20 protein-coding genes are annotated in these 22,633 nt (G+C 66.4%); 13 read left to right on the top strand and 7 right to left on the bottom strand.

The window, feature by feature from the left end:
• Positions 1 to 2 precede the first annotated feature (2 nt).
• The 3 genes from NX784_RS12015 to NX784_RS12025 form a co-directional block, all read right to left on the bottom strand.
• Positions 3 to 1,094, bottom strand: coding sequence for an NAD(P)/FAD-dependent oxidoreductase (locus tag NX784_RS12015; RefSeq protein ID WP_258816894.1), 1,092 nt, complete (start codon positions 1,092 to 1,094; stop codon positions 3 to 5).
• A gap of 144 nt (positions 1,095 to 1,238) precedes the next feature.
• Positions 1,239 to 1,562 carry a ferredoxin FdxA gene (gene fdxA, locus NX784_RS12020; RefSeq protein ID WP_258816895.1) on the bottom strand — a complete coding sequence of 108 codons (324 nt, stop codon included), beginning with the start codon at positions 1,560 to 1,562 and terminating at the stop codon, positions 1,239 to 1,241.
• Between the two features lie 217 nt (positions 1,563 to 1,779).
• On the bottom strand, positions 1,780 to 3,360 hold the full coding sequence (locus NX784_RS12025) for a gluzincin family metallopeptidase (RefSeq protein WP_258816896.1): 1,581 nt from the start codon (positions 3,358 to 3,360) through the stop codon (positions 1,780 to 1,782).
• 138 nt (positions 3,361 to 3,498) lie between these two features.
• Between NX784_RS12025 and NX784_RS12030 the strand changes: the two genes are divergently transcribed.
• On the top strand, positions 3,499 to 3,780 hold the full coding sequence (locus NX784_RS12030; protein ID WP_258816897.1) for a polyhydroxyalkanoic acid system family protein: 282 nt from the start codon (positions 3,499 to 3,501) through the stop codon (positions 3,778 to 3,780).
• On the opposite strand, the gene NX784_RS12035 is transcribed toward NX784_RS12030, so the two are convergent.
• Positions 3,781 to 4,038 (bottom strand): acyl-CoA-binding protein, encoded by a 258-nt coding sequence (locus tag NX784_RS12035; protein ID WP_258816898.1) that lies wholly within the window; start codon positions 4,036 to 4,038, stop codon positions 3,781 to 3,783.
• Between the two features lie 169 nt (positions 4,039 to 4,207).
• On the bottom strand, positions 4,208 to 4,564 hold the full coding sequence (locus tag NX784_RS12040) for an FKBP-type peptidyl-prolyl cis-trans isomerase (RefSeq protein ID WP_258816899.1): 357 nt from the start codon (positions 4,562 to 4,564) through the stop codon (positions 4,208 to 4,210).
• Positions 4,565 to 4,749: 185 nt separating this feature from the next.
• Here NX784_RS12040 and NX784_RS12045 point away from each other — a divergent pair, with 185 nt between their 5' ends.
• The 7 genes from NX784_RS12045 (at position 4,750) to NX784_RS12075 (ending at position 14,599) form a co-directional block, all read left to right on the top strand.
• The gene (locus NX784_RS12045; protein WP_258816900.1) at positions 4,750 to 5,721 is read left to right on the top strand and encodes a YVTN family beta-propeller repeat protein; all 972 of its coding nucleotides are present in this window, start codon (positions 4,750 to 4,752) and stop codon (positions 5,719 to 5,721) included.
• Positions 5,721 to 6,506 (top strand): polysaccharide deacetylase family protein, encoded by a 786-nt coding sequence (locus tag NX784_RS12050; RefSeq protein ID WP_258816901.1) that lies wholly within the window; start codon positions 5,721 to 5,723, stop codon positions 6,504 to 6,506. Before NX784_RS12045 ends, NX784_RS12050 begins: the two co-directional genes overlap by 1 nt.
• A 19-nt stretch (positions 6,507 to 6,525) precedes the next feature.
• Positions 6,526 to 7,521 carry a sterol desaturase family protein gene (locus NX784_RS12055; protein ID WP_258816902.1) on the top strand — a complete coding sequence of 332 codons (996 nt, stop codon included), beginning with the start codon at positions 6,526 to 6,528 and terminating at the stop codon, positions 7,519 to 7,521.
• Positions 7,518 to 8,321: an EI24 domain-containing protein gene (locus NX784_RS12060; RefSeq protein WP_258816903.1), complete on the top strand. Its 804-nt coding sequence runs from the start codon at positions 7,518 to 7,520 to the stop codon at positions 8,319 to 8,321. Before NX784_RS12055 ends, NX784_RS12060 begins: the two co-directional genes overlap by 4 nt.
• Positions 8,322 to 8,385: 64 nt before the next feature.
• A complete protein-coding gene (locus tag NX784_RS12065; protein WP_258816904.1) occupies positions 8,386 to 9,186 on the top strand; it encodes a competence/damage-inducible protein A in 801 nt (266 codons plus the stop codon).
• A gap of 306 nt (positions 9,187 to 9,492) precedes the next feature.
• Positions 9,493 to 13,206 carry a transglycosylase domain-containing protein gene (locus NX784_RS12070; RefSeq protein WP_370662929.1) on the top strand — a complete coding sequence of 1,238 codons (3,714 nt, stop codon included), beginning with the start codon at positions 9,493 to 9,495 and terminating at the stop codon, positions 13,204 to 13,206.
• 31 nt (positions 13,207 to 13,237) lie between these two features.
• The gene (locus tag NX784_RS12075) at positions 13,238 to 14,599 is read left to right on the top strand and encodes a TAXI family TRAP transporter solute-binding subunit (RefSeq protein ID WP_258816905.1); all 1,362 of its coding nucleotides are present in this window, start codon (positions 13,238 to 13,240) and stop codon (positions 14,597 to 14,599) included.
• Positions 14,600 to 14,611: 12 nt separating this feature from the next.
• Here the strand turns inward: NX784_RS12075 and NX784_RS12080 are convergent, their stop codons facing one another.
• A complete protein-coding gene (locus tag NX784_RS12080) occupies positions 14,612 to 15,703 on the bottom strand; it encodes an NHL domain-containing protein (protein WP_258816906.1) in 1,092 nt (363 codons plus the stop codon).
• A gap of 105 nt (positions 15,704 to 15,808) precedes the next feature.
• Positions 15,809 to 16,267 (bottom strand): rhodanese-like domain-containing protein, encoded by a 459-nt coding sequence (locus tag NX784_RS12085; RefSeq protein ID WP_258816907.1) that lies wholly within the window; start codon positions 16,265 to 16,267, stop codon positions 15,809 to 15,811.
• A gap of 318 nt (positions 16,268 to 16,585) precedes the next feature.
• Here NX784_RS12085 and glnA point away from each other — a divergent pair, with 318 nt between their 5' ends.
• The 5 genes from glnA (at position 16,586) to corA (ending at position 22,436) form a co-directional block, all read left to right on the top strand.
• Positions 16,586 to 18,001: a type I glutamate--ammonia ligase gene (gene glnA, locus NX784_RS12090; protein WP_258816908.1), complete on the top strand. Its 1,416-nt coding sequence runs from the start codon at positions 16,586 to 16,588 to the stop codon at positions 17,999 to 18,001.
• 160 nt (positions 18,002 to 18,161) lie between these two features.
• Positions 18,162 to 18,665, top strand: coding sequence for a DUF4124 domain-containing protein (locus tag NX784_RS12095; RefSeq protein WP_258816909.1), 504 nt, complete (start codon positions 18,162 to 18,164; stop codon positions 18,663 to 18,665).
• Between the two features lie 15 nt (positions 18,666 to 18,680).
• A complete protein-coding gene (glnL, locus tag NX784_RS12100; RefSeq protein WP_258816910.1) occupies positions 18,681 to 19,766 on the top strand; it encodes a nitrogen regulation protein NR(II) in 1,086 nt (361 codons plus the stop codon).
• A 62-nt stretch (positions 19,767 to 19,828) separates the two neighbouring features.
• Positions 19,829 to 21,364 carry a nitrogen regulation protein NR(I) gene (ntrC, locus tag NX784_RS12105; RefSeq protein ID WP_258816911.1) on the top strand — a complete coding sequence of 512 codons (1,536 nt, stop codon included), beginning with the start codon at positions 19,829 to 19,831 and terminating at the stop codon, positions 21,362 to 21,364.
• A gap of 103 nt (positions 21,365 to 21,467) precedes the next feature.
• On the top strand, positions 21,468 to 22,436 hold the full coding sequence (corA, locus tag NX784_RS12110; protein ID WP_258816912.1) for a magnesium/cobalt transporter CorA: 969 nt from the start codon (positions 21,468 to 21,470) through the stop codon (positions 22,434 to 22,436).
• Positions 22,437 to 22,633 lie beyond the last annotated feature (197 nt).

Consider the following 22,633-nt stretch of genomic DNA (forward strand, 5'->3'; position numbering starts at 1 on the left):
GATCAGTCGAACACAGGCGTTTCGACGCCGAGGATCTTGTGCAGCTTCGGCGACGTGGTCGTGTACTGCATGTGGATCTTCTTGTCCGGGAAGATGTACGGCGCGGCGCCGAAGGCGGCCAGCGCGGCTTCGTGGAAGCCCGACAGGATCAGCTTCTTCTTGCCCGGGTAGGTGTTGATGTCGCCCACGGCGAAGATGCCCGGCACGTTCGTTTCGAACTTTTCCGTGTCCATGACCTTCAGCTGGCGGCGTTCGATGTCCAGGCCCCATTCGGCGATCGGACCCAGCTTCGGCGACAGGCCGAAGAACACCATCAGCATGTCCAGCGGGACACGACGCGTGACGCCGTCGGCGCCCGTGACCTTGACTTCGGACAGCTGGCCGTCCTTCTCGTCGAAACCGGTGACCTGGCCGATGATCAGCTGCATTTCATAGTCTTCGCACAGCTGTTTCATCTTGGCGACGGAAGCCGGTGCGGCGCGGAAATCTTCGCGGCGGTGCACCAGCACGACCGACTCGGCCTTGCCGACGAAGTTCAGGGCCCAGTCCAGCGCGGAGTCGCCGCCGCCGCAGATGACGAGGTTCTTGCCTTCGAACAGGCTCGGGTCCTTGACGCGGTAGAACAGCTGGCTGTTGTCGAACTTGTCGATGCCGTCGACCTTGATCGTGCGCGCCTGGAACGAACCGACGCCGGCCGCGATGAAGATCGTCTTGGTGATGAAGCGGGTGCCGGTCGACGTCTCGACGTTGAAGCGGTGGTCTTCACGGCGCTGGACGGTGGTGACTTCCTGGCCCAGGTGGAACGTGGGCTCGAACGGCTCGATCTGCTTGAGCAGGTTGTCGGTCAGTTCCTGGCCCGTGCAGACTGGCACGGCCGGGATGTCGTAGATCGGCTTGTCCGGATACAGCTCCACGCACTGGCCGCCGACGGCCGGCAGCGAATCGATCACGTGGGCTTTGATCTCCAGCAGGCCCAGCTCGAACACCTGGAACAGGCCGACCGGGCCCGCGCCGATGATCACGGCATCGGCTTCGATGGCGCCGGCAAAGGAGCTGTTGGGAGCGATGGTGCCCGCTTCGGGGGTCGTAGTCATGCTAGATTTCCTGAAAATTATGTGCTGTGGTAGGGCGAGGGCGGATAGTGTGCCACGAACGGCGCACGCCTGCAGGGGCCGGCAAAGGACGCTGGCCGTGGCGGCCGCCGCCCCGCGCTCCGGCGGCCGGCGCTCACGAACGTATTAGCGGGCCAGCTGGTCCAGCTTGCTCTTGACGTCTTTCCACTCGTCCGCGTCGGGCAGGGCCGGCTTCGTCTTGGTGATCGACGGCCAGTTGCGCGCCAGGTCGACGTTGAGCTTGATGAATTGCTGCTGGTCCGACGGCACGTCCTCTTCCGCATAGATCGCGTTGACCGGGCATTCCGCCACGCACACGGCGCAGTCGATGCACTCGTCCGGGTCAATCGCGAGGAAATTCGGGCCTTCCCGGAAACAATCTACCGGGCATACATCCACGCAATCGGTATAGCGACAACGGATGCACGATTCGGTGACAACGTGGGTCATAACAGTCCTATCAATGAGTGGAAGCGGCGGCGTGTGATTTTCTACAGAGCGTTCGCCGGACGCGGCAAAGCACTGTATTTTAGGGCAATTCTGCTTCTACGACAAATCAGGCTTATACACAATACACATAAGCAAATGTGGTCGGTACGCCCGTGCCGGCTGCGGAAAGGGGCCTGCGCGGGCCCGTCCGCGGATCCGTCGCCGCCGCGGCGCGGCCTTACGGCGCGGCTGGCCGGGTGCCGTCCGGCAGTGGTTGCGCCGGGGGCACGGGGCGCTTGTCCGGCGCCGGCAGGTGCATCACCGCCGTGGTCCCGACGGCGGCGCCCCTGTCGTCCGTCACCGTGACCGTCGCCAGCGCAACGGGGGCGGCAGGGGCGGCGCCGGGACGGCCGTGCGCCGCGCACCAGCGCGCCAGCGCATCCGCTTCGGCCTGCAGCACCCGTTCGACGTCGTGGTATTCGGGCAGGTTCATCGTGCCGCAGCACGCACGCCGGTCCTGGCGGGCGCCGGGCGCGTCCGTCACGAGGGGCGCCAGCCGGAGGCCGGCCGGATGGTCGCCCGCGAAGCCGGCCGGGACGGCGAACACCTCGCGCTGGGCGAAGCGGTCGCGGATGGCGTTGACGACTGCTTGCGGCTTGCCGTCGTCGCCTGCGATGCGCAGCATCTCGTTGGCCACGTCGGCGAAACTCGCGGCCGCGTCCGGCGCGGCGATCAGGGCACGCAGCACGAGCCCGCGCAGCCAGCCGGCCACGCGGTGCAGCACGCTGGCGCAATCTTCCAGGGCCGGATCGCGCTCGAGGGCGAACACGTCGGCGAGGATGTCGTAGACGGCGCCAGTGAACACCTGCGAGATCGCGTGCACCTCGGTGCCCGCCTGCGACAAGGTGAGGTCGTTGTCGGCATTGCGCAGGCCCGTCGTGCTGCCGAGGGCGAGGCCGAACTGCTCCGCGATGTCGGCCAGGAACGTCTTGTCGTGCAAATGGGCCTTCGTCTGGGCGACGACGGCCTCGCACTGGTCGAGCTGCGACAGCGCAAGGAAGATCGCCGTCAGGTCGCCGAACGATTCGTGCAGGCCCCCCGTCTGCGGCGGATTGCCGGCATGCAGCCATTGCGGCTTGAGGCCGTCCAGCACGGCGTGGCCCGTCTCGTGCGAGACGATGTCGAACGAGCGGCACGTGTACACGCGCGCCGTCGCGCCATTGGGCACGAAGTCGCCGAATTTCAGGCAGGCCTGGTTGCGGCTGTAATAGGCGTTCATCACGTTCGGCAGGCCGTATGGCCAGACTTGCAGCGGCGTCGTGTCCGTGGCGCTGTTCCAGTGCCAGGGCAGGGGCATCGGATTGCCGGCCGTGGACAGCGCGCGCTGGTACATGGTCAGCGTCTGGCGCACGACGGCGAACGTGTGGACGGCGTCGAACTGCGGGGTGTCCGGCATCGTCACGAAGTCGCCGAAGGCATTCGGTTCGACCGGCGGCATGCCGGGCTCGCTTGACGCCAGCACGATGCGCGCGTCGCGCGGCCCCGCCAGCACGACGCCGGGCAGGAAGGCCTTGCGCGTGCCGATCTCGTCCACCGACGGGTCCTGCTTCCACATCAGCACGCGCGCGCCCGACGCGTAGGGCTCGGCCGGCACGCCCGTCTCGGACGGCGACGCGCTGCCGGGGCCGGCCTGCAGCCGCGGCCGGCCTGGCTGGTCGAGCAGTTGCGCGGCCTTGCGGTGCTGGCGGTACGGGGCGCTGGGCGTCGGCACGAAACCGACGGGCGGCTGCGGGTGCCGGGTGGGGGCGGATGAGTCCATGGTCGCTTCCTCCTTGGTGGGTACGAGGAATGGTCGCGCCCCGCCCGGTGTGGGCATTGAGACTCATCAATTGACCTTTGCGCCCGCCAACTGGCATCATGGCGGGCTTGTTTGATTTGAATCAGTAAGGAAAGCCGAATGCCGGACATCAGCATCACCCAGCCGCACAGCCTGAGCCAGACCGACGCGCGCGCCGCCGCGCAAAAGGTCGCCGACAAGCTGGCCCGCGAATATGGATTGCAGTGCAAGTGGGAAGGGGACGTGCTGCGGTTCGCACGCAGCGGCGTGGAGGGGGCGCTCACCCTCGGCGAGCGCCAGGCCGCCTTGCGCATCCAGCTGGGCTTCCTGATGAGCGCTTTCGCATCCACCATCGAGCAGAAGGTGGCGGAAAGCATGCGCAAGACGTTTACGGTTGCCTGATCAGGCGTCCTTCAATTCTTCGATCAGGTCGACGTACTGCTGCATCGCCTCGTCCTGCGAGGTGCCTTTCAGCGCGGCCCATGCGTCGTACTTGGCGCGGCCGACCATGTCGGTGAAGCCGGGACGCTCGCCCGTGACGTCGCCGCTCGAACCCTGCTTGAACAGGGCGTAGATCTTCAGCAGGGTCATGTTGTCCGGGCGCTCGGGCAGGTTCTTCGAATCGAGCTGGGCCTGGGCGAATTGGTCTTGCAAACTCATGGTGATTCCTTTCGACGGATGCGTGTTCTTGCCGTGTATGGAAGGCAATACTTCGCGCATCTTAGCGCATCGTGCGCCGAATCACGGGGGATTGGACGGGATTTTAGAGGTGGCGCTCGGTAGGGTGGACGGCACAGCCGTCCACCCTACCGGCTGCGGCGCCAACAGATCAAACGTCCAGCAGTTCGACGTCGAAGATCAGGGTCGCGTTCGGCGGAATCACGCCGCCGGCGCCGCGTGCGCCATAGCCCAGGCTCGCAGGGATGATCAGGCGGCGCGCACCGCCCACCTTCATGCCCTGCACGCCTTCGTCCCAGCCGCGGATCACGTGGCCCGCGCCCAGCGGGAACTGGAACGGATCGTTGCGGTCCTTGCTGGAATCGAACTTGACGCCCTGGCTGCCGTCGTCGTTTTGCAGCCAGCCGGTGTAGTGCACGGTCACGTAGTTGCCGGCCTTCGCTTCGGCGCCGCTGCCGACGACGGTGTCTTCATATTGCAGGCCGGAATTCGTGGTGGTGATGGACATGGTTTTCCCTTGTTGTTCAGAGTGAAAGGCGATTGTAGTGCATGGCCTGACAATCTGCCATTGACGTCCTGTCCACTGTGTTGCGGCGGCGCGCCGCTCGTGTGCGATTCTGGCGCCAGACGCTACGGGCTGTTCATGTTTCCTCGTAGAATAAAGCTTTCCTTTCTCGGACTTCCGCCCGTTCCATGCTGCGTCGCTTCCGCAAGTCACTCATCACCGGTTTCGTCTTGTTTTCGGCCATCCACGCGGCCCAGGCGAACGTCGTCGTCGTGCTCAATTCGAAAGACGCCACCGTCCAGCTGCTCGACCAGGCGACGGGTGCCGACAACGGCACGTTCGCCGTCGGCAAGGAGCCGCACCACCTGATGGCCACGCCGGACAACAAGTCCGTGATCGTCGCCAGTTCCGCCGGCAACGAGCTGATCTTCCTCGACCCGGTCACGGGCAAGGTGCAGCGCCGCCTGACGGACGTGCTCGACCCGTACCAGATCGGCTTCTCGCCGGACCAGAAGTGGTTCGTGTCGGCCGCGCTGCGCCTGGACCGCGTCGACGTCTACAAATACGACGGCGGCAACCTCACGCTCAGCAAGCGCCTCCCGCTCGCGCGCATGCCGAGCCACATCGCGTTCGACGCGGCCAGCACGACGGCGTTCGTCACGCAGCAGGGCAGCGACCAGGTCAGCGCCATCGACCTGAAAACGCAGACCGTCAGGTGGACGCTACCGGTCGGCAAGCTCCCGGCCGGCATCACGATGACGCCGGACGACAAATACCTGCTGGTCGGGATCATGGGGAGCGACTACGTCGAGGTGATCGACTGGCGCGCGCAGAAGACCGTCAAGCGCATCAAGACGGGCGACGGCGCCCACAACTTCCGCGCCACCGGCGACCGCCGCCACGTGTTCGTGTCGAACCGCACGCAGAACTCGATTTCCGTCATCGACCAGGTCACGCTGGAGAACGTCGGGATGATCCCCGTGCCGGGCGGTCCGGACTGCATGGAATTGACGAACGACGGCAAGACCCTGTGGGTGACCCTGCGCTGGATCAAGAAGGTGGCCGTCATCGACGTCGCCAGCCGCAAGGTGGTCAAGCTGATTCCCGTGGGCCGCTCGCCGCACGGCGTCTTCTTCGCCAACGCGGCGCCGCGGCTCTGATGGTGCGCGCGTCGCATGCCGCCGCCATCGTGTTGCTGGCGGCTACGTCGATTGCTCAGGTCGGAGCACAGGCTGCCGATGCACCGGCGTGCCGCGGCACGATCTACCTGACGTTCGACACGGGCAGCCAGTCGCAGGCCGAGCTGATCGCCGACACGCTGCGCCGCCACCACATCCAGGCGACGTTCTTCCTCGCCAACGAGAAGACGGTGCGCGGCGACTGGTCGCTCGATCCGTCCTGGGCCGATTTCTGGAAGGCGCGCGTCGCGGAAGGCCATGCGTTCGGCACGCACACGTTCGACCACGTGTATTTCCAACGCGACGAGGCGGACGGCCGCATCGTCGTCAAGCCGCAGTTCGGCGCGCACGCTGGCCAGCGCCTGACGTGGACGCAGCAGCAGTATTGCGACGAGCTGCGCCGCGTCGATACGCGTTTCCAGCAACTGACGGGCCGCCATCTCGACCCGATCTTCCGCACGCCCGGCGGCCACAGCTCGCCCAACATCCTGGCCGCCGCGCGGGCCTGCGGCTACCGGCACGTGGGCTGGGCGCCGGCCGGGTTCTCGGGCGACGAGACGTCCAGCGACACATTCCCCAACGCGCTGCTGCTGAAGCGTGCGCTGGACAAGCTGAAGGACGGCGACATCTTCATGGCCCACATGGGGATATGGTCGCGCAAGGACCCGTGGATGCCGGCGAACCTGGAGCCGCTGATCACGGGGCTCGAGCATAAAGGCTTCTGTTTCGCTACACTGAAGGCGCACCCGGACTACCGCGCGCACTGATTCCGTCACTCGCAAAAACATGATCCAGCACTTCCTCGATTGGTTCGCCGTCCTGCAGGGATGGTTGTTCGAGCACGCGGTGGAACCCGCGCTGTTCGCGATGGGCCTCGGCGAATACGTCGAAGACGCGTTCGACGGCGTCGAATGGTTCCTCGCGGGCGCGTGCGAGGTGGCCGCGCTGTACCTCGTGCTGCGGCCGCTGGAAGCCGTCATCCCCGCGCAGGCGATGACGGACCGCCGCGCGCGCCTGAACGATTTCGTCTACACGCTGATCCACCGCCTCGGCTTCTTCAGCATGGCCGTGTTCTTCACCTTGGACCCCGTCATGGACCGCATCGCCGCCGCGCTGCGCATGGAGGGCGTGCACCCGTTCAACCTCGAGAGCCTGATGACGGGTTTCCATCCGCTCGCGAGCTTCCTGCTGTACCTCGTCGTGCTGGACTTCTTCGATTACTGGCTCCACCGCGGCCAGCATAAATTCCGCTGGTGGTGGGCGCTGCACAGCCTGCACCACAGCCAGCCGAACATGAACCTGTGGAGCGACGACCGCAACCACCTGCTGGACGACTTGCTGCGCGACGTCTACATGGCCGTGCTGGCGCTCGCGATCGGCGTGGCGCCGAGCCAGTACGTGCTGCTCGTCTCCGTGTCGCGCGCGCTGCAAAGCCTGCAGCACGCGAACGTGCGCATCCACTTCGGCCGCCTGGGCGAACGCCTGCTCGTGTCGCCGCGCTTCCACCGCACGCACCACGCCGTCGGCATCGGCCACGAATCGCGCGGCAGCGAACTGGGTGGCTGCAATTTCGGCGTGCTGCTGCCCGTGTGGGACCAGCTCTTCGGCACCGCCAACTTCGCCGCCGGCTGGCCCGGCACGGGCGTGCGCGACCAGTTCCCGCGCACCAATCCGGACGGCACGATCCGCCCGGGACGCGACTACGGCCGCGGGTTCTGGCGCCAGCAATGGCTCGGCCTCGCGCGCCTCGTGGAAGCCGGCCGCCGGCGCGGCGCCGCATGATCCGCCCCGTCGCCATCGCCTACGGCCGCGCGCTGCGCTCGCAGTTCTCGGCGCGGATGCTGCTGCTGTCCGTCGTGCCGCTGCTGCTGTCGCTGGCCCTGTGGGGCGGCCTGTTGTACGCGGGCATGCAGCCGCTGCTCGACTGGTTGCACGCGCTGTTCGCCGACGACGGCCTGTTCGAGACGAGCGGCAGCATCCTCGCCACCCTGGGCCTCGGCTTCCTGAAGACGCTCGTGATCCCGCTCGTCGCGATGCTCGTGCTGCTGCCGCTGATGATCATCACGTCGCTGCTGTTCATCGGCGTGGGCGCCATGCCGGCCATCGCGCGCCACGTCAGCCGCGTGCAATTCCCGACGCTCGAGCGCAAGGAGGGCGGCAGCTTCCTGGGCAGCCTCGGTATCAACCTGTCCGCCATCGTCGTGTTCGCGCTGCTGTGGCTCGTGACGTTGCCGCTGTACGCACTGGCGCCGCTGGCGCTCGTCGTGCAGGCCGTGCTGTGGGGCTGGCTGACGGCGCGCGTGATGACGTACGACGCGCTCGCCATCCACGCGAGCCTCGAGGAGCGCCGCACGATCGTGCACGCGCACCGGCGCTCGCTGCTGCTGATCGGCACCGTGTCCGGCCTGCTCGGCGCTGTGCCGGGCGTGGCATGGATCGGCGGCGCGCTGTTCTCGGTGGTGCTGTTTCCCTTCCTGGCCGTGCTGTCGATCTGGCTGTACCTCGTGATTTTCATTTTCACGGGCCTGTGGTTCCAGTACTTCTGCCTGCAGGCGCTGGCCGACCTGCGCGCCAACTCCTGAACGCAACCGTACGGCGCGGCAGCCTCCGGCGCAGTGTGGCACACTGGAGCCGAAGGAGGTGTGCATGTCCATCGGCCTCATCATCATCGGCGACGAGATCCTGTCCGGAAAGCGGCGTGACCAGCACCTGCCCAAGGTGATCGACCTGCTGCGCGAGCGCGGCCTGCGCCTGTCCTGGGCCGAGATCGTCGGCGACGAACCCGGGCGCATCACGGCGCTGCTTCGGCGGACGTTCGCCGGCCCCGACATCGTGTTTTCCTGCGGCGGCATCGGCGCCACGCCCGACGATCACACGCGCCAGTGCGCGGCCGCGGCGCTGGGCGTGCCGCTCGAACTGCATCCGGAGGGGCGCCTGCTGGTCGAGACGCGCATCCGCGAGACGGCCGGGCCCGACGCCGACCTGAACGCGCCCGAGAACCTGCAGCGCCTCAGGATGGCGGAATTTCCCGCGGGCGCGCAACTGATCCCGAATCCGTACAACCGCATCCCCGGCTTCACGGTCGAGCGCCACCATTTCGTGCCCGGCTTTCCCGTGATGGCGTGGCCGATGATCGCGTGGGTGCTCGACACGCTGTATGCCGACCGCTTCCACCGCGAACCGCAGGCGGAACAGGCGTTGCTGGTGTACGGGCAGGCCGAGGCCGCGCTCACGCCGCTGATGGAAGCGCTGGAAGCGCGCCATCCCGGCGTGCGCGTGTTCAGCCTGCCCAGCGTGGGCGATGCGCACACGCGGCGCCACATCGAACTGGGGGTGAAAGGCGAGCCCGGACAGGTCGCCGCGGCATGGGCCGACATGTGCGCGGAACTGGAACGTATGGAAGTGGAAACACAGGCGTTGCGGCCCGTGGACAGTCGGGCAAACTGAGCCGTTGTTTTTTTGCGAAAATACGGGGGCGACGCCAAAAATCTGCGTGACCGGTTCCTGCGTGTCACATTGATGTGGTGGAATGGTGTCTGTGAGCAGGGGCGATCCGGAGTGAGGTCGCCGTAGCTTTGTGAACTTTTACGACCTGGATCACTCGAACCGACCGGCAGCAAGATGGCGAGCAGGTTGACGGGATTTGCAGGCGTGTTTCAAACCGGTTGAGCCATCATGGATAGTATTCGCCGTCAACGACGGCCCCGCATCATCGCCCGCGCATTGCACCGTTTCTTTGGTGGTGCCGCGCCCGTGCAACCCTCTCTCGCCGGCGTGCCCGTCATGGCCGCCATGCAAGACGTCTCCGTTCGTACCGCGCCGACGCGCCTCGAGCCCAGTCTCGAGCCCAGTCGCGACCCCGGTGCGCCCGACGACGCCGCCACGCCCGATCCGCAGCCCGCGAAGCCCAAGAAGCGCTGGCGCAAGACCAAGCGCGGCTTGCTCGTGCTGATGTTGATCCTCGTCGCCGGCGCGTCCGCCGTCGGCGTGTACGAGAGCCGCACGTCGGCGCTCGAGGCGCGCTTCTTCGCCGGCCTGACGAAGAAGCTCACCTACCGCGTCGAGAAGGGCCCCAGCGACGCGATCCGCTTCCCGCAGGCGAGCCCGTACGACGAGCGCCTCGGCTACTCGAACCTGCCGAACTACCTGGCCAAGCTGAAGACGCGCGACTACGTCGTCGTCGAACAGGCGCGCATGTCGCCGAAGATGCTGAAGCTGGCCGACATGGGCCTGTTCGCCACGTACCGCGAAAAGACGCGCGCCGGCCTCGACATCCTCGACTACAGCGGCGAGCCGCTGTTCTCCGCGCGCTTCCCCGAGCGCCTGTACGACCAGTTCGACGCGGCGCCGTCGCTGCTCGTGAAGAGCCTGCTGTTCATCGAGAACCGCGAGCTGCTCGACACGACCTATCCGAGACGCAACCCGGCCGTCGAATGGGACCGCTTCTCGAAAGCCGTGTTCGACAAGACCGTGCATTCCGTGGGCCTGGGCGGCGGCGGCCGCGTGGCCGGCGGCAGCACGCTCGCCACGCAGATCGAAAAGTACCGCCATTCGCCGGAAGGCCGCACGGCGTCGCTGTCCGACAAGCTGCGCCAGATGGCGTCGGCCACCTTGCGTTCCTACCTGGACGGCGAAGACACCAGCAAGACGCGTCGCCGCATCGTGCTCGAATACCTGAACACCGTGCCGCTGTCGGCCAAGCTCGGCTACGGCGAAGTGAACGGCATTGGCGACGGCATGTGGGTCTGGTACGGCCGCGATTTCGCCGACGTCAACCGCATCCTCAAGGGCAATCAGGTCACGCCTGAATACGCGCTCGTGTACAAGGAAGCGCTGTCGCTGATGATCGCGCAGCGCCGCCCCGCGTACTACCTGGGCGCCGGCGAGAAGGACCTGGAAATCCTCACGAATTCGCACCTGCGCGTGCTGGCGCAAGCCGGCGTCATCTCGCCGCAGTTGCGCGATGCCGCGATCGCCACCGTCCTGCACCCGGCGCTCGCGTCGGGTGTCGCGCCGCCGCCCGCGAACACGTTCGTCACGCGCAAGGCCGCCAACGCCGTGCGCAACCACCTGGCGACCCTGCTGGGCGACTCGCGCCTGTACAACCTCGACCGCCTCGACCTGTCCGTCGTGACCACGCTGAACGCCGACGCGCAGAAGGCCGTCACGGCCACCTTGCGCAAGCTGACGGACAACGCGGCCGCGGCGGAAGCGGGCCTGACGGGCAAGGGCATGCTGGGCAACGGTGACCCGTCGAAAGTCGTGTACAGCTTCACGTTGATGGAGCGGGGCGACAAGGTGAACTACCTGCGCGTCCAGACCGACAACTACGACCAGCCGCTCGACATCAACGAGGGCGCCAAGCTCGACCTCGGCTCGACGGCGAAGCTGCGTACGCTCACCACTTATCTCGACATCGTCGACCAGCTGCACCAGCGCTACGAGCCGATGAGCAAGGCGGAACTGGCGAAGGTCCGCATCGATCCGAAAGACCGCCTGTCGCAATGGGCCGTCGAGTACTTCCAGGCCCTGCCGGAAGGCGCCGACCGCGGCCTCGTGCCGATGCTGGGCGCGGCGATGGAGCGCAAGTACTCGGGTAATCCGGGCGAAGCGTTCTTCACGGGCGGCGGCGTGCACATCTTCGGCAACTTCAGCAAGCTGGACGACAGCCGCATCCTCACCGTGCAGGAAGCGCTGCAGCACTCGACGAACCTCGTGTTCGTGCGCCTGATGCGCGACGTCGTGCGCTACTACATGTTCCAGCTGCCCGGCTCGTCCGCGCAGTTGCTGGCCGACGCCGACGATCCGCGCCGCGCCGAATACCTGTCGCGCTTCGCCGACCGCGAAGGCAAGGACTTCCTGGCCCGCTTCTGGAACAAGTACCGCGGCAAGAACTGGGACGAGGTCCAGACGGCGCTGATGCAGGGCGTGCGCGTCAAGGCGTCGAAGATCGCTGCCGTGCACCGCACGATCTACCCGGATGCGTCGCCGGCCGAGTTCGCCAAATTCGTCCACACCTACCTGCCGGCCGAGGCCGAAGTCGACGACGAGCACATCGCCAAGATGTACGACCAGTACTCGGTCGCCAACATGTCGCTTGCCGACCGCGGTTATGTCGCGTCCGTGCACCCGCTCGAGCTGTGGCTCGTCGGCTATCTGCGCACCCATCCGAAAGCGGGCTGGGACGAGGTCGTCGGCGCGTCGACGAAGGAACGCCAGGAAGTCTATTCGTGGCTGTTCAAGACGCACCGCAAGCACGCGCAGGACAAGCGCATCGCCGGCCTGATCGAGGTCGAGGCCTTCCTCAAGATCCACGCGCAGTGGAAGAAGATGGGCTATCCGTTCGATTCGCTCGTGCCGTCGTACGCGACCACGCTGGGCGCGTCCGCCGACCGTCCGATCGCACTGGCCGAGCTGATGGGCATCCTCGTCAACGGCGGCGTGCGCAAGCCCACGCAGCGCATCGATTCGCTGCACTTCGCGAAGGACACGCCGTACGAGACGCTCGTCAAGCGCGGCGACGCGGAGAAGAGCGAGCGCGTGCTGAACGCCGACGTGGCCCGTGCCGTCGTGAATGCCATCCGCGGCGTCGTGCAGGACGGTACGGCCAAGCGCGCCAAGACGGCGTTCGTCAAGGACGACGGCAGCGTGATCGCGCTGGGCGGCAAGACGGGTACCGGCGACCAGCGCTTCGACGTGTTCGGCGCGGGCCACCGCCTGATCGAATCGCGCTACGTGAACCGTTCGGCCACGTTCGTGTTCAACATCGGCGAGCGCTTCTTCGGCAGCATGACGGCGTACGTCCACGGTCCGGACTCGGCCCACTACGACTTCACGAGCGCGTTGCCCGTGCAGTTGCTCGTGAAGCTGGCGCCGAGCCTGATGCCCATGATCGCGCACCAGGACACCGTGACGATCCCCGGCCTGCACGTTGAACGTGCGGCGCCGGCACCGGCCGGGCCGACGGACGCCGTCGCCCGCGATACGGAGCAGGCCGCGCCGGCCGATGCTGCGCCGGCGGATGCAGTACCGGCCGATGCCAAGGTGCCCGGCGCCAAGGCCGCCGCAACGCCGTCCGAGAAGCCGGCCGCGAAGGCCGCTGCAGAACCGGCCGTGAAACCGGCGAAGGCCGCCACCGAATCGGCCGCAAAGCCGGCCGCAAAAGCTGCCGAGAAACCCGCCGCGAAACCTGCCGGCGACACGCATCCGAAGGCAGCCGGCGAGGCCGCACGCGCTGCGCCGCACAAACCGGCGGCCGACGAGCATGCCGCCGCCAAGCCGCCCGTCGCCCGCAAGGCCGACGGGGAAGGGCAGCCGAAAACCGCTGCCCGCAAGCCGGACGCCGACGCCCAGGCGAAGGCGAAGCCGGCACCGCACAAGCCGGCCGTGAAAGCCGACACCGACGCGGAGGCGCCGGCGAAGGCCCAGCATGCGAAGCCGCCCGCCGTCGAAGAAGTGTTGCAGTGAGGGCGGGCCGGCCCGATGAAAGCGGAGCCGCATGAGGCGGCTCCCGCTCCGTAAATTCAGCCTCGTCTCCTTGCGCGACCTCCTCGTGGCGGTCGCGCCCACGGCCGTGCTCGTGCTGGCCGCGTGCATCGTCGCGTACATCGTCGTCGACCCCGCACCGTCGCGCCACGTCGTCCTCGCGACGGGGCAGGAGAACAGCGCCTACGAGGAATTCGGCCGCAAGTACACGGCGAGCCTCGCGCGCGACGGCATCAAGGTCGAGCTGCAGCGTTCGCCCGGTTCGGCGGACAATCTGCAGCGCCTCGTCGACGGCAAGGCCGACATCGCGTTCGTGCAGAGCGGCTCGACGAGCGAGGCGCAGGCGGAACGCCGCGGCCTCGTGTCGCTCGGCAGCCTGTTCACGGAACCCGTCTGGCTGTTCCTGCGCGAGCGCGACGCGCGCGGTCGCAAGCTGGACGTGCGCAGCCTCACGCAGTTGCGCGGCCTGCGCATCAACCTCGGGCCGGAAGGGACGGGCGTGCCGAAGCTGTTCCGCCAGGTCCTCGCCGTGAACGGCCTGGAGCCGGGCCAGCTGACGATCTCCGCGCTGGAAAATACACCTGCCACGATGGAATTGCTGGCGGGGCACATCGATGGTCTCGTGTTCAGCTCCGCGCCGGAAGCCCCGCTGATCCAGATGCTGCTGCAGACGCCGGGCATCCGGCTGTTCAACTTCCACCAGGCGGAGGCGTACACGCGCCGGCTGCCGTTCCTCACGCACGTCGTGCTGCCGCGCGGGATCGTCGACCTCGGGCGCGACATCCCGTCGCAGGACTTTCACTTGATCGCGCCCACGGCCACTCTGGTCGCGCGTGACGACCTGCATCCGGCGCTCATCGACCTGTTCGTGAAGGCGGCAACGGAGATCCACGGCGGCACCGGCTGGTTCCAGCAGCAGGGCCAGTTCCCGTCGCCGCGCTACACGGAGATCCCGGTGGCGCGCGAGGCGGCGAAATACTACCGGGACGGCCCGCCGTTCCTGCAGCGCTACCTGTCGTTCTGGCTGGCGAACCTGTTCGAGCGGCTGTGGGTCGTCGTCGTGGCGCTGGCCGCGCTAATCATCCCGCTGTCGAAGATCGTGCCGCCGTTGTACGTGTGGCGCATCCGCTCGCGCGTGTACCGCTGGTATGGCCAGTTGCGTGCCGTCGAGCAGGCGCTGGAAAACGCCGCGGACGAGCACCGCGACGAGGCGCGTGCCGAGCTGCTGCGCCGCCTCGACGACATCGAGCTGCGCGTCAACCACATCTCGATCCCGCTCGCCTACGCGGACGCGCTGTATGGCCTGCGCAGCCACATCAACTTCGTGCGCCAGCGCGTGCGCGCGACCTTGGGACCGGCCGCCGACCAGGCCTGACGGCCGGGCGGATCAGGGCAGGACGATCTTCACGACGGCGTTGCCCGACGCCGCGTACAGCGTGCCGTCGGCCGCGACGGCGATGCCGCGCAAGGTGGCGAAGCTGCCGGGCAGCCGGCCCGTTCGCAACGTGGTGGCGCCGATCGTGCCGGCCGGCGTCGTCACCGTCGCATTCGTCGTGATCTTGCGGACGACGTTGCTGACGGCGTCCGCCGCGTACAGATTGCCGTCCTTGTCGGCGGCCAGTGCCGCCAGTTGCTGGAAGCGCGCCGTGTTGGCGTTGCCGTCGTCGTTGCCCACCTGGCCCGGCGTGCCGGCGAAGCGCGACAGGCTCGTCGCGCCGGACGTGGCGCGGCTGATCGTGCGCTGCAGGTCGGCCACGTACGCGGTGTTGTCGTCGCGGACGGCGACGCCGCGCGTGATCACGTCGACCGCGCCCGGCAGCATCTCGACGGCGCCCTGTTCCAGGCGCGCCCAGCGCCCCGGGTTCGACAGCGGGACGCGGCGCGTGTCGACGCCGGACGTGACGATCAGGTTGCCGGCGCCGTCCGCGGCGATCCCGCCGGGGTACAGCCGGGTGTCGCCACCGAAGTCGCCCACGGGGAACGTGATGACGGTGCTGACGTTGGCGTCCGGCGTGATCTTGCGGATCGAGGTTGCGTCCGTGACGTAAAGATTGCCGCTGCCGTCGATCGTGATCGCGGTGGGCATGCTGAAGCGCGCGCTATTGCCGTTGGCGTCGCGCGTGCCGCTCGTGCCGCGCTGGCCCGCGAACGTGGACACGGTGCCGTCAGGCGTGATCTTGCGGATCGCGAAATTCGCCTGGTCGGCCACGTACACATTGCCGTTCGTGTCGACGGCGACGCCGCGCGGCGTATTGAAACGGGCGGATGCGCCCTTGTTGTCGACGCTGCCGGCGGTGGCCGCGTCGCCGGCCAGCACGGTGATGCCGGGGCTGGGGCCGCCACCGCCGCCACCGGTGTCGCCCGTCTCCCGCTTCGGTCCGCCGGGGCCGCACGCACACAGCAGGGCGGCGATGCCGGCGCACAGCAGGCGTGCATTCAGACGAGCCTGCAGGCGGCGCGGGACGGGCTGGATGATCATGCGGCTCTCCGGGTCGGTGCTACGGTAACGATGGGAGCCCGCATGCTAGCACGCGCGCACCGCGCACAATCTCAGCGATTGTCACACTCCGGAGAGCGGGACGGCTCAGGCGCCGACCCAGGGCAGGCCGGCCTTGCACCAGCCGGCCACCGTCTTGCGGTGACCTTCCGCGTCGCGGTCGCCTTCGAAGCCTTCCAGGATGTCGAAGGCGTTCTTGTAGCCCAGCTCCGTCGCGGTGCGCGCGGCGTGGCGCGAGCGCACGCCGGAGCGGCACAGGAACAGGATGACGTCGTCCGGGGCGGCGACGTTCTGCAACTGTGTCGCGAAATCGGGGTTCGGTGCACCACCGGGGTACAGCGACCATTGGACGGCGCCGTGCTGGGCGTCCGCGACGGCGGGGCGGCCGACCCAGTCGCGCTCCGCATTCGTGCGCACGTCGACCAGCTTCACGCGCGCGTCGGATTGCAGCAGCGCGAACGCTTCCTGGGGCGTGACGGCACCCGCGTACGGCTGGCCGGGCGTGCGCGCCCGGGCGTTGGCGAGAATCTCGTCGGTCGTGCTCATGTCATCTTCTCCATGTAGGCTGGGTGGCGGTGCACCGCAGCGGACCGTCTCAGGAGGCGGCTCGCTCTTTTGGTGCAAATTGCATCAAGTTGGTGCATACTCAACAAATTGCACCTGTTTGGTGCGTATGCTTGAGATTGCATCAAATCCGTGCACACATACCGTGTCATTGATTTTAAGGGGCAAATTGAGTGACCTCAAAGTATCCATTATTTATTTGCTCATGGAAAAAAGCTGGCATAATTTCTGCTTAGAAGGAAACGCGCCTGTCGCACGCCCGGTTGGCGTCGACACCCCTTTTTGACTTAGGAGATACGAATGGCAAGGACCGCCGCAGATGTAATGCAGATGCTGAAGGACAACGAAGTCAAGTTCGTTGATTTGCGCTTCGCCGATACCCGCGGCAAGGAACAGCACGTGACCGTTCCCATCTCGCACTTTGACGAAGACAAATTCGAATCCGGCCACGCATTCGACGGCTCGTCGATCGCCGGCTGGAAAGGCATCGAAGCATCGGACATGCTGCTGATCCCTGATCCGAACACCGCGAACATCGACCCGTTCTTTGAAGAGACCACCGTGTTCATGCAGTGCGACGTGATCGAACCGTCGGACGGCAAGGGCTACGACCGCGACCCGCGTTCGATCGCCAAGCGCGCCGAAGCGTACCTGAAGTCGTCGGGCATCGGCGACACCGCCTACTTCGGCCCGGAACCGGAATTCTTCATTTTCGATTCCGTCCGCTGGAAAGTCGACATGTCGGGCTGCTTCGTCAAGATCGATTCGGAAGAAGCTTCCTGGTCCACCGAAAAAGAATTTGAAGGCGGCAACAGCGGCCACCGTCCGTCCGTCAAGGGCGGCTACTTCCCGGTCCCGCCGGTCGACAGCTTCCAGGACATGCGTTCGGAAATCTCGCTGATCCTCGAATCGCTGGGCATCCCGGTCGAAGTGCACCACCACGAAGTGGCGGGTGCGGGCCAGATGGAACTGGGCACCAAGTTCTCGACGCTGGTCGAGCGCGCCGACTGGACGCAAAACCTGAAGTACGTGATCTGGAACGTGGCTCACAGCTACGGCAAGACCGCCACCTTCATGCCGAAGCCGATGAACGGCGACAACGGCTCGGGCATGCACGTCCACCAGTCGATCTGGAAAGACGGCAAGAACCTGTTCGCCGGCGACGGCTATGCCGGCCTGTCGGAAACGGCCCTGTACTACATCGGCGGCATCATCAAGCACGCCAAGGCCCTGAACGCCATCACCAACCCGGGCACGAACTCGTACAAGCGCCTGGTGCCGGGCTATGAAGCCCCGGTCAAGCTGGCTTACTCGGCCAAGAACCGTTCGGCATCGATCCGTATCCCGCACGTGGCGAACCCGAAAGGCCGCCGCATCGAGACGCGCTTCCCGGACCCGCTGGCCAACGTCTACCTGTGCTTCTCCGCACTGCTGATGGCCGGCCTGGACGGTATCCAGAACAAGATCCACCCGGGCGAAGCGGCAACGAAGGACCTGTACCACCTGCCGCCGGAAGAAGACAAGCTGATCCCGACCGTCTGCTCGTCGCTGGAAGAAGCGCTGGATGCCCTGAACAAGGACCGCGAATTCCTGACCCGCGGCGGCGTGTTCAGCGATGCCATGCTGGACGCCTACATCGAGCTGAAGATGAACGAAGTGCAGCGTCTGCGCATGACCCCGCACCCGGCTGAATTCGACATGTACTACTCGTCGTAATCGACTGATAATGCGTTGCGCCAAAGCATCATTGGTCGTGACGCAGTTATAACAAACGCGGGGAAAGGCAACGCCTGACCCCGCGTTTTTTTATCGGTTGCGGTATAGTCGGCCAGGTATACATGCATGCGCGGAATGCCGCGCGGTCGAACTGATGCGAATGACAACGAGTGTGATGAAGCTGGGTGCGTTGGCGTTGCTGGCGCTCGCCGGGCTGCAGGCGCAGGCGCAGACGACAGTCTATAAATGCGTCGAGAATGGCCGGGTCCTGTACACGGACACGGCCAGCCAGCCCAACTGCAAGGCGATCGATACGCAGGGCGCGATTCCCGCGCCCCGCGCGCCGGCCCCGGCCGTGACGATGCGCCAGGGGACTGCGCGCGCACCGGCGGCGGCCGCGCCGAGCAATTTCCCGCGCGTGGACAACGCCACGCAGCGCGCGCGCGACGACGACCGGCGCGCGATCCTCCAGGACGAGTTGCGGTCCGAGGAAAAGAAGCTGGCGGAGTTGAAGCAAGTCTTCAACAACGGCGAGCCGGAACGCCAGGGCAACGAAAAGAATTACGCGAAATACCAGGAGCGCGTGGCCCAGATGCGCGACGACATCGGCCGCAGCGAAAAGAACATCGAGGCGCTCAAGCGCGAGCTCGCCAACATACGATAAGGACGTCCCTCTGCGATGAACGGTACCCCGGATATGCCTTCCCAGCACGACCGTTTCGCAGGCCTCGACATGCTCGCTTCCGCGGTTCTGGTCGCGGATGCCGGCGGGCTGGTGCGCTACGCCAATCCCGCCGCCGAGCACCTGCTCGACATCTCCGCGAAGGCGCTGTCGCGCCAGAAGCTGGTCGCGTTGTTCACCAACGGGGAAGAGCTGGGCGCCTTGTGCGAGCAGGCGATCGCCCACAAATACGCCGACCTGCGCCAGGACCTCACCTTGTTCCGCCCGGCGCGCGATCCGCTGCACGTGCACAGCATCGTCAGCGCGGCCGGCGAGGCCGAAGTCGTCGTCGAACTGCGCGAGAACGTGCAGCAACTGAAGCTGGACCGCGAAGAGCGGCTGCTCGACCAGAGCCTCGCCAACAAGGAACTCATCCGCAACCTCGCGCACGAGATCAAGAACCCGCTCGGGGGCATCCGTGGCGCGGCGCAATTGCTGGAACTCGAGTTGCCGGACGTGCACCTGAGTTCGCTGCGCGAATACACGCAGGTCATCATCAAGGAAGCCGACCGCCTGCAGACCCTCGTCGACCGCCTGCTGGCACCGCACCGCCGGCCGCACATCGTGGGCGATGTCAACATCCACGAGGTGTGCGAGCGCGTGCGCAGCCTCGTGCTGGCCGAGTTCCCGTCGGGCCTCGCGATCCGGCGCGACTACGATGCGTCGATTCCGGAATTCCGCGGCGACAAGGAACAACTGATCCAGACCGTCCTGAACATCGTCCACAACGCGGCGCAGGCCCTGCGGTCGCGGATCGCGGCGGGCGATGCCGAGATCGTCCTGCGCACCCGCGTGGCCCGTCAGATGACGTTGGCGAAGGTCCGTTACGGCCTGGCATTAGACTTGCATATCATCGACAACGGACCGGGCATCGCCCCCGACATCCGCGACCGCATCTTCTATCCGCTCGTCTCCGGGCGCGAAGGCGGCAGCGGCCTCGGGTTGACGCTGGCGCAGACTTTCGTGCAGCAGCACATGGGATTGATCGAGTGCGAAAGCCGGCCTGGACTGACGGATTTCCGCATCCTGATTCCCCTGCCATAAGCAGGCGACATCGAGGGGCGGCTCTGCGGTCCCCCTTGAACCTTCGCGGGAACTAGAACTACATGAAACCAATCTGGATTGTCGACGACGACGCATCGATCCGCTGGGTGCTGGAAAAGGCCCTGGCGCGCGAGAACCTCGCCACCCGGAGTTTTGCCAGCGGACGCGAAGCGCTGGCCGCTTTCGAGACGGATACGCCGCAAGTGCTGGTGTCGGACATCCGCATGCCGGGCGAATCGGGCCTGGACCTGCTGGCCGCCGTCAAGGAACGCCATCCCGGCCTGCCGGTCATCGTCATCACCGCGTTTTCCGACCTCGACTCCGCCGTCGCCTCGTTCCAGGGCGGCGCCTTCGAATACCTGGCCAAGCCGTTCGACATCGACAAGGCCGTCGCCCTGATCCGCCGCGCCCTCGAGGAAAGCCTGCGCGACGCGAGCGTCGACATCGCGCCGTCCGAAACGCCCGAGATCCTGGGCCAGGCGCCCGCCATGCAGGAAGTCTTCCGCGCCATCGGCCGCCTGTCGCAGTCGAACGTGACGGTGCTGATCACCGGCGAATCGGGCACCGGCAAGGAACTCGTCGCACGCGCGCTGCACAAGCACAGCCCGCGTGCGCAGCAGCCGTTCATCGCGCTGAACACGGCCGCGATCCCGAAAGACTTGCTGGAATCGGAGCTGTTCGGCCACGAGCGCGGCGCCTTCACGGGCGCGCAGGCGATGCGGCGCGGCCGCTTCGAGCAGGCCGAGAACGGCACCTTGTTCCTGGACGAGATCGGCGATATGCCGTTCGACCTGCAGACGCGCCTGCTGCGCGTGCTGTCCGACGGCCATTTCTACCGCGTGGGCGGCCACCAGCCCGTGAAGGCCAACGTGCGCGTGATCGCGGCCACGCACCAGAACCTGGAGCAGCGCGTGCGCGACGGGCTGTTCCGCGAAGACTTGTACCACCGCCTGAACGTGATTCGCCTGCGCCTCCCCTCGTTGCGCGAGCGGCGCGAGGACATCCCCATTCTGGTGCGCCACTTCTTGGTGCAGAGTGCACGACAATTGGGCGTCGAGACCAAGCGCATGAGCGACGACGCGCTGCGCTTCCTCACCGGCCTGGAGCTGCCCGGCAACGTGCGCCAGCTGGAAAACCTGTGCAACTGGATCACCGTGATGGCGCCGGGCCAGACGGTCGAGGTGAAGGATTTGCCGCGCGACCTCACGCAGGCCCAGCCCGTGCCGGCCGGCACCAACAGCCTGGCCGTCGGCATCAGCACGGGCGTGGGCGGCGGCGCGTATGCGTCGTCGGCGGCCGGCATCGGTGCGCTGCATGGCCTGGACGGCGCCGGCAACGGCGTGGGCAACGGCGCGCTCCCGAACGGGACCGACGGCTGGATCGGCCTGCTGGAACTGCAGGCCGCGCGCATGCTGTCGGAAGGGCAGGTCGAGGTGATGGACGTGCTGGGCCGCCAGTTCGAATCGGCGCTGATCCGCACGGCGCTGAAGCACACGCACGGTCGCAAGAACGACGCGGCGATCCGGCTCGGGATCGGGCGCAATACCATCACGCGCAAGATTGCCGAGCTCGGCATCGACGGGGCGAAAGACGAATAACGCATACGCCGCTTGAACGCGTGGACGGCACAGCCGTCCACCCTACCCGAATGGGCGCGTCAATGGTGTAAGCTCTGTCATCTTTGCAACAACATCCGATGACATGCTGATCAACTGTGTCGCCTACCAGGAAGGCAAGAAGCTGTGCGACATCTCCGTCGAGGCCATCAGCGACTACCTGGACAAGCCCGGCTGCTTCGTCTGGGTTGCCCTGCGCGACGCCACTGACGCCGAGATGGCGCAGATGAAGGAAGAGTTCGACCTGCACGAACTCGCCGTCGAGGACGCCGCGCGCGGCCACCAGCGCCCCAAGATCGAGGAATACGGCGACTGCCTGTTCACGGTCGTGCACACGGTCGACCTCGTCGACGGCGACCACCTCGCCACCGGCGAACTGGCGATCTTCGCCGGCAAGAACTACGTGCTGTCCGTGCGGCGCGATTCCGCCAAGGGGTTCCTCGGCGTGCGCGCGCGTGCCGAGCGCGAGCCGCACCTGCTCAAGATGGGCTCCGCGTTCGTCATGTATGCGCTGATGGACGCCGTCGTCGACCGCTACTTCCCCATTGTCGACATGCTCGAATCGGAACTCGAGACCGTCGAGGACCGCATCTTCACGCACGGCGCCCAGCGCGAGAACGTCGAGCGGCTGTACCAATTGAAACGCCGGGGCCTCGTGCTGCGCCATGCCGTGTTCCCGCTGCTGGAAGCCATCGGCCGCCTGCACGGCGGGCGCGTGCCGCGACTGGTGGAGGGCACCGAGGATTATTTCCGCGACGTGCACGACCACCTGATCCGCATCGCCGGCCGCATGGACGCGATCCGCGACACGATCAGCACGGCGATCCAGGTGAACCTGTCGATGGTCTCGATCGACGAGAGCGAAGTCAACAAGCGCCTGGCGGCATGGGCCGCGATCTTCGCCGTGTTCACGGCGTTCGCCGGCGTGTGGGGCATGAATTTCAAGTACATGCCGGAGCTCGAATGGAAGTGGGGCTATCCGGTGGCCCTCGGCATGATGGTCGCGGTATGCCTCTACATGTACCGCAAGTTCAAGAAGGCCGGCTGGCTCTAGTTTCCCCAGGAATGTGACAATTGGTCGCGAATCCGGCTTTTGATCGGGCCGAATACTCTATGCCAAGTGAACATTTGTTTCTAAATGTAATGTTGTATATCGACGTAATTACCTGCGTAAATATTGACCTAGGTATAATCCGGCGATCATTATTCGTGGTCTGTTCTGGGCCGGCATCGAATCGCCGGCCACTCGAT

The organism is Massilia pinisoli (assembly GCF_024753285.1).
Taxonomy (GTDB): domain Bacteria; phylum Pseudomonadota; class Gammaproteobacteria; order Burkholderiales; family Burkholderiaceae_D; genus Telluria; species Telluria pinisoli.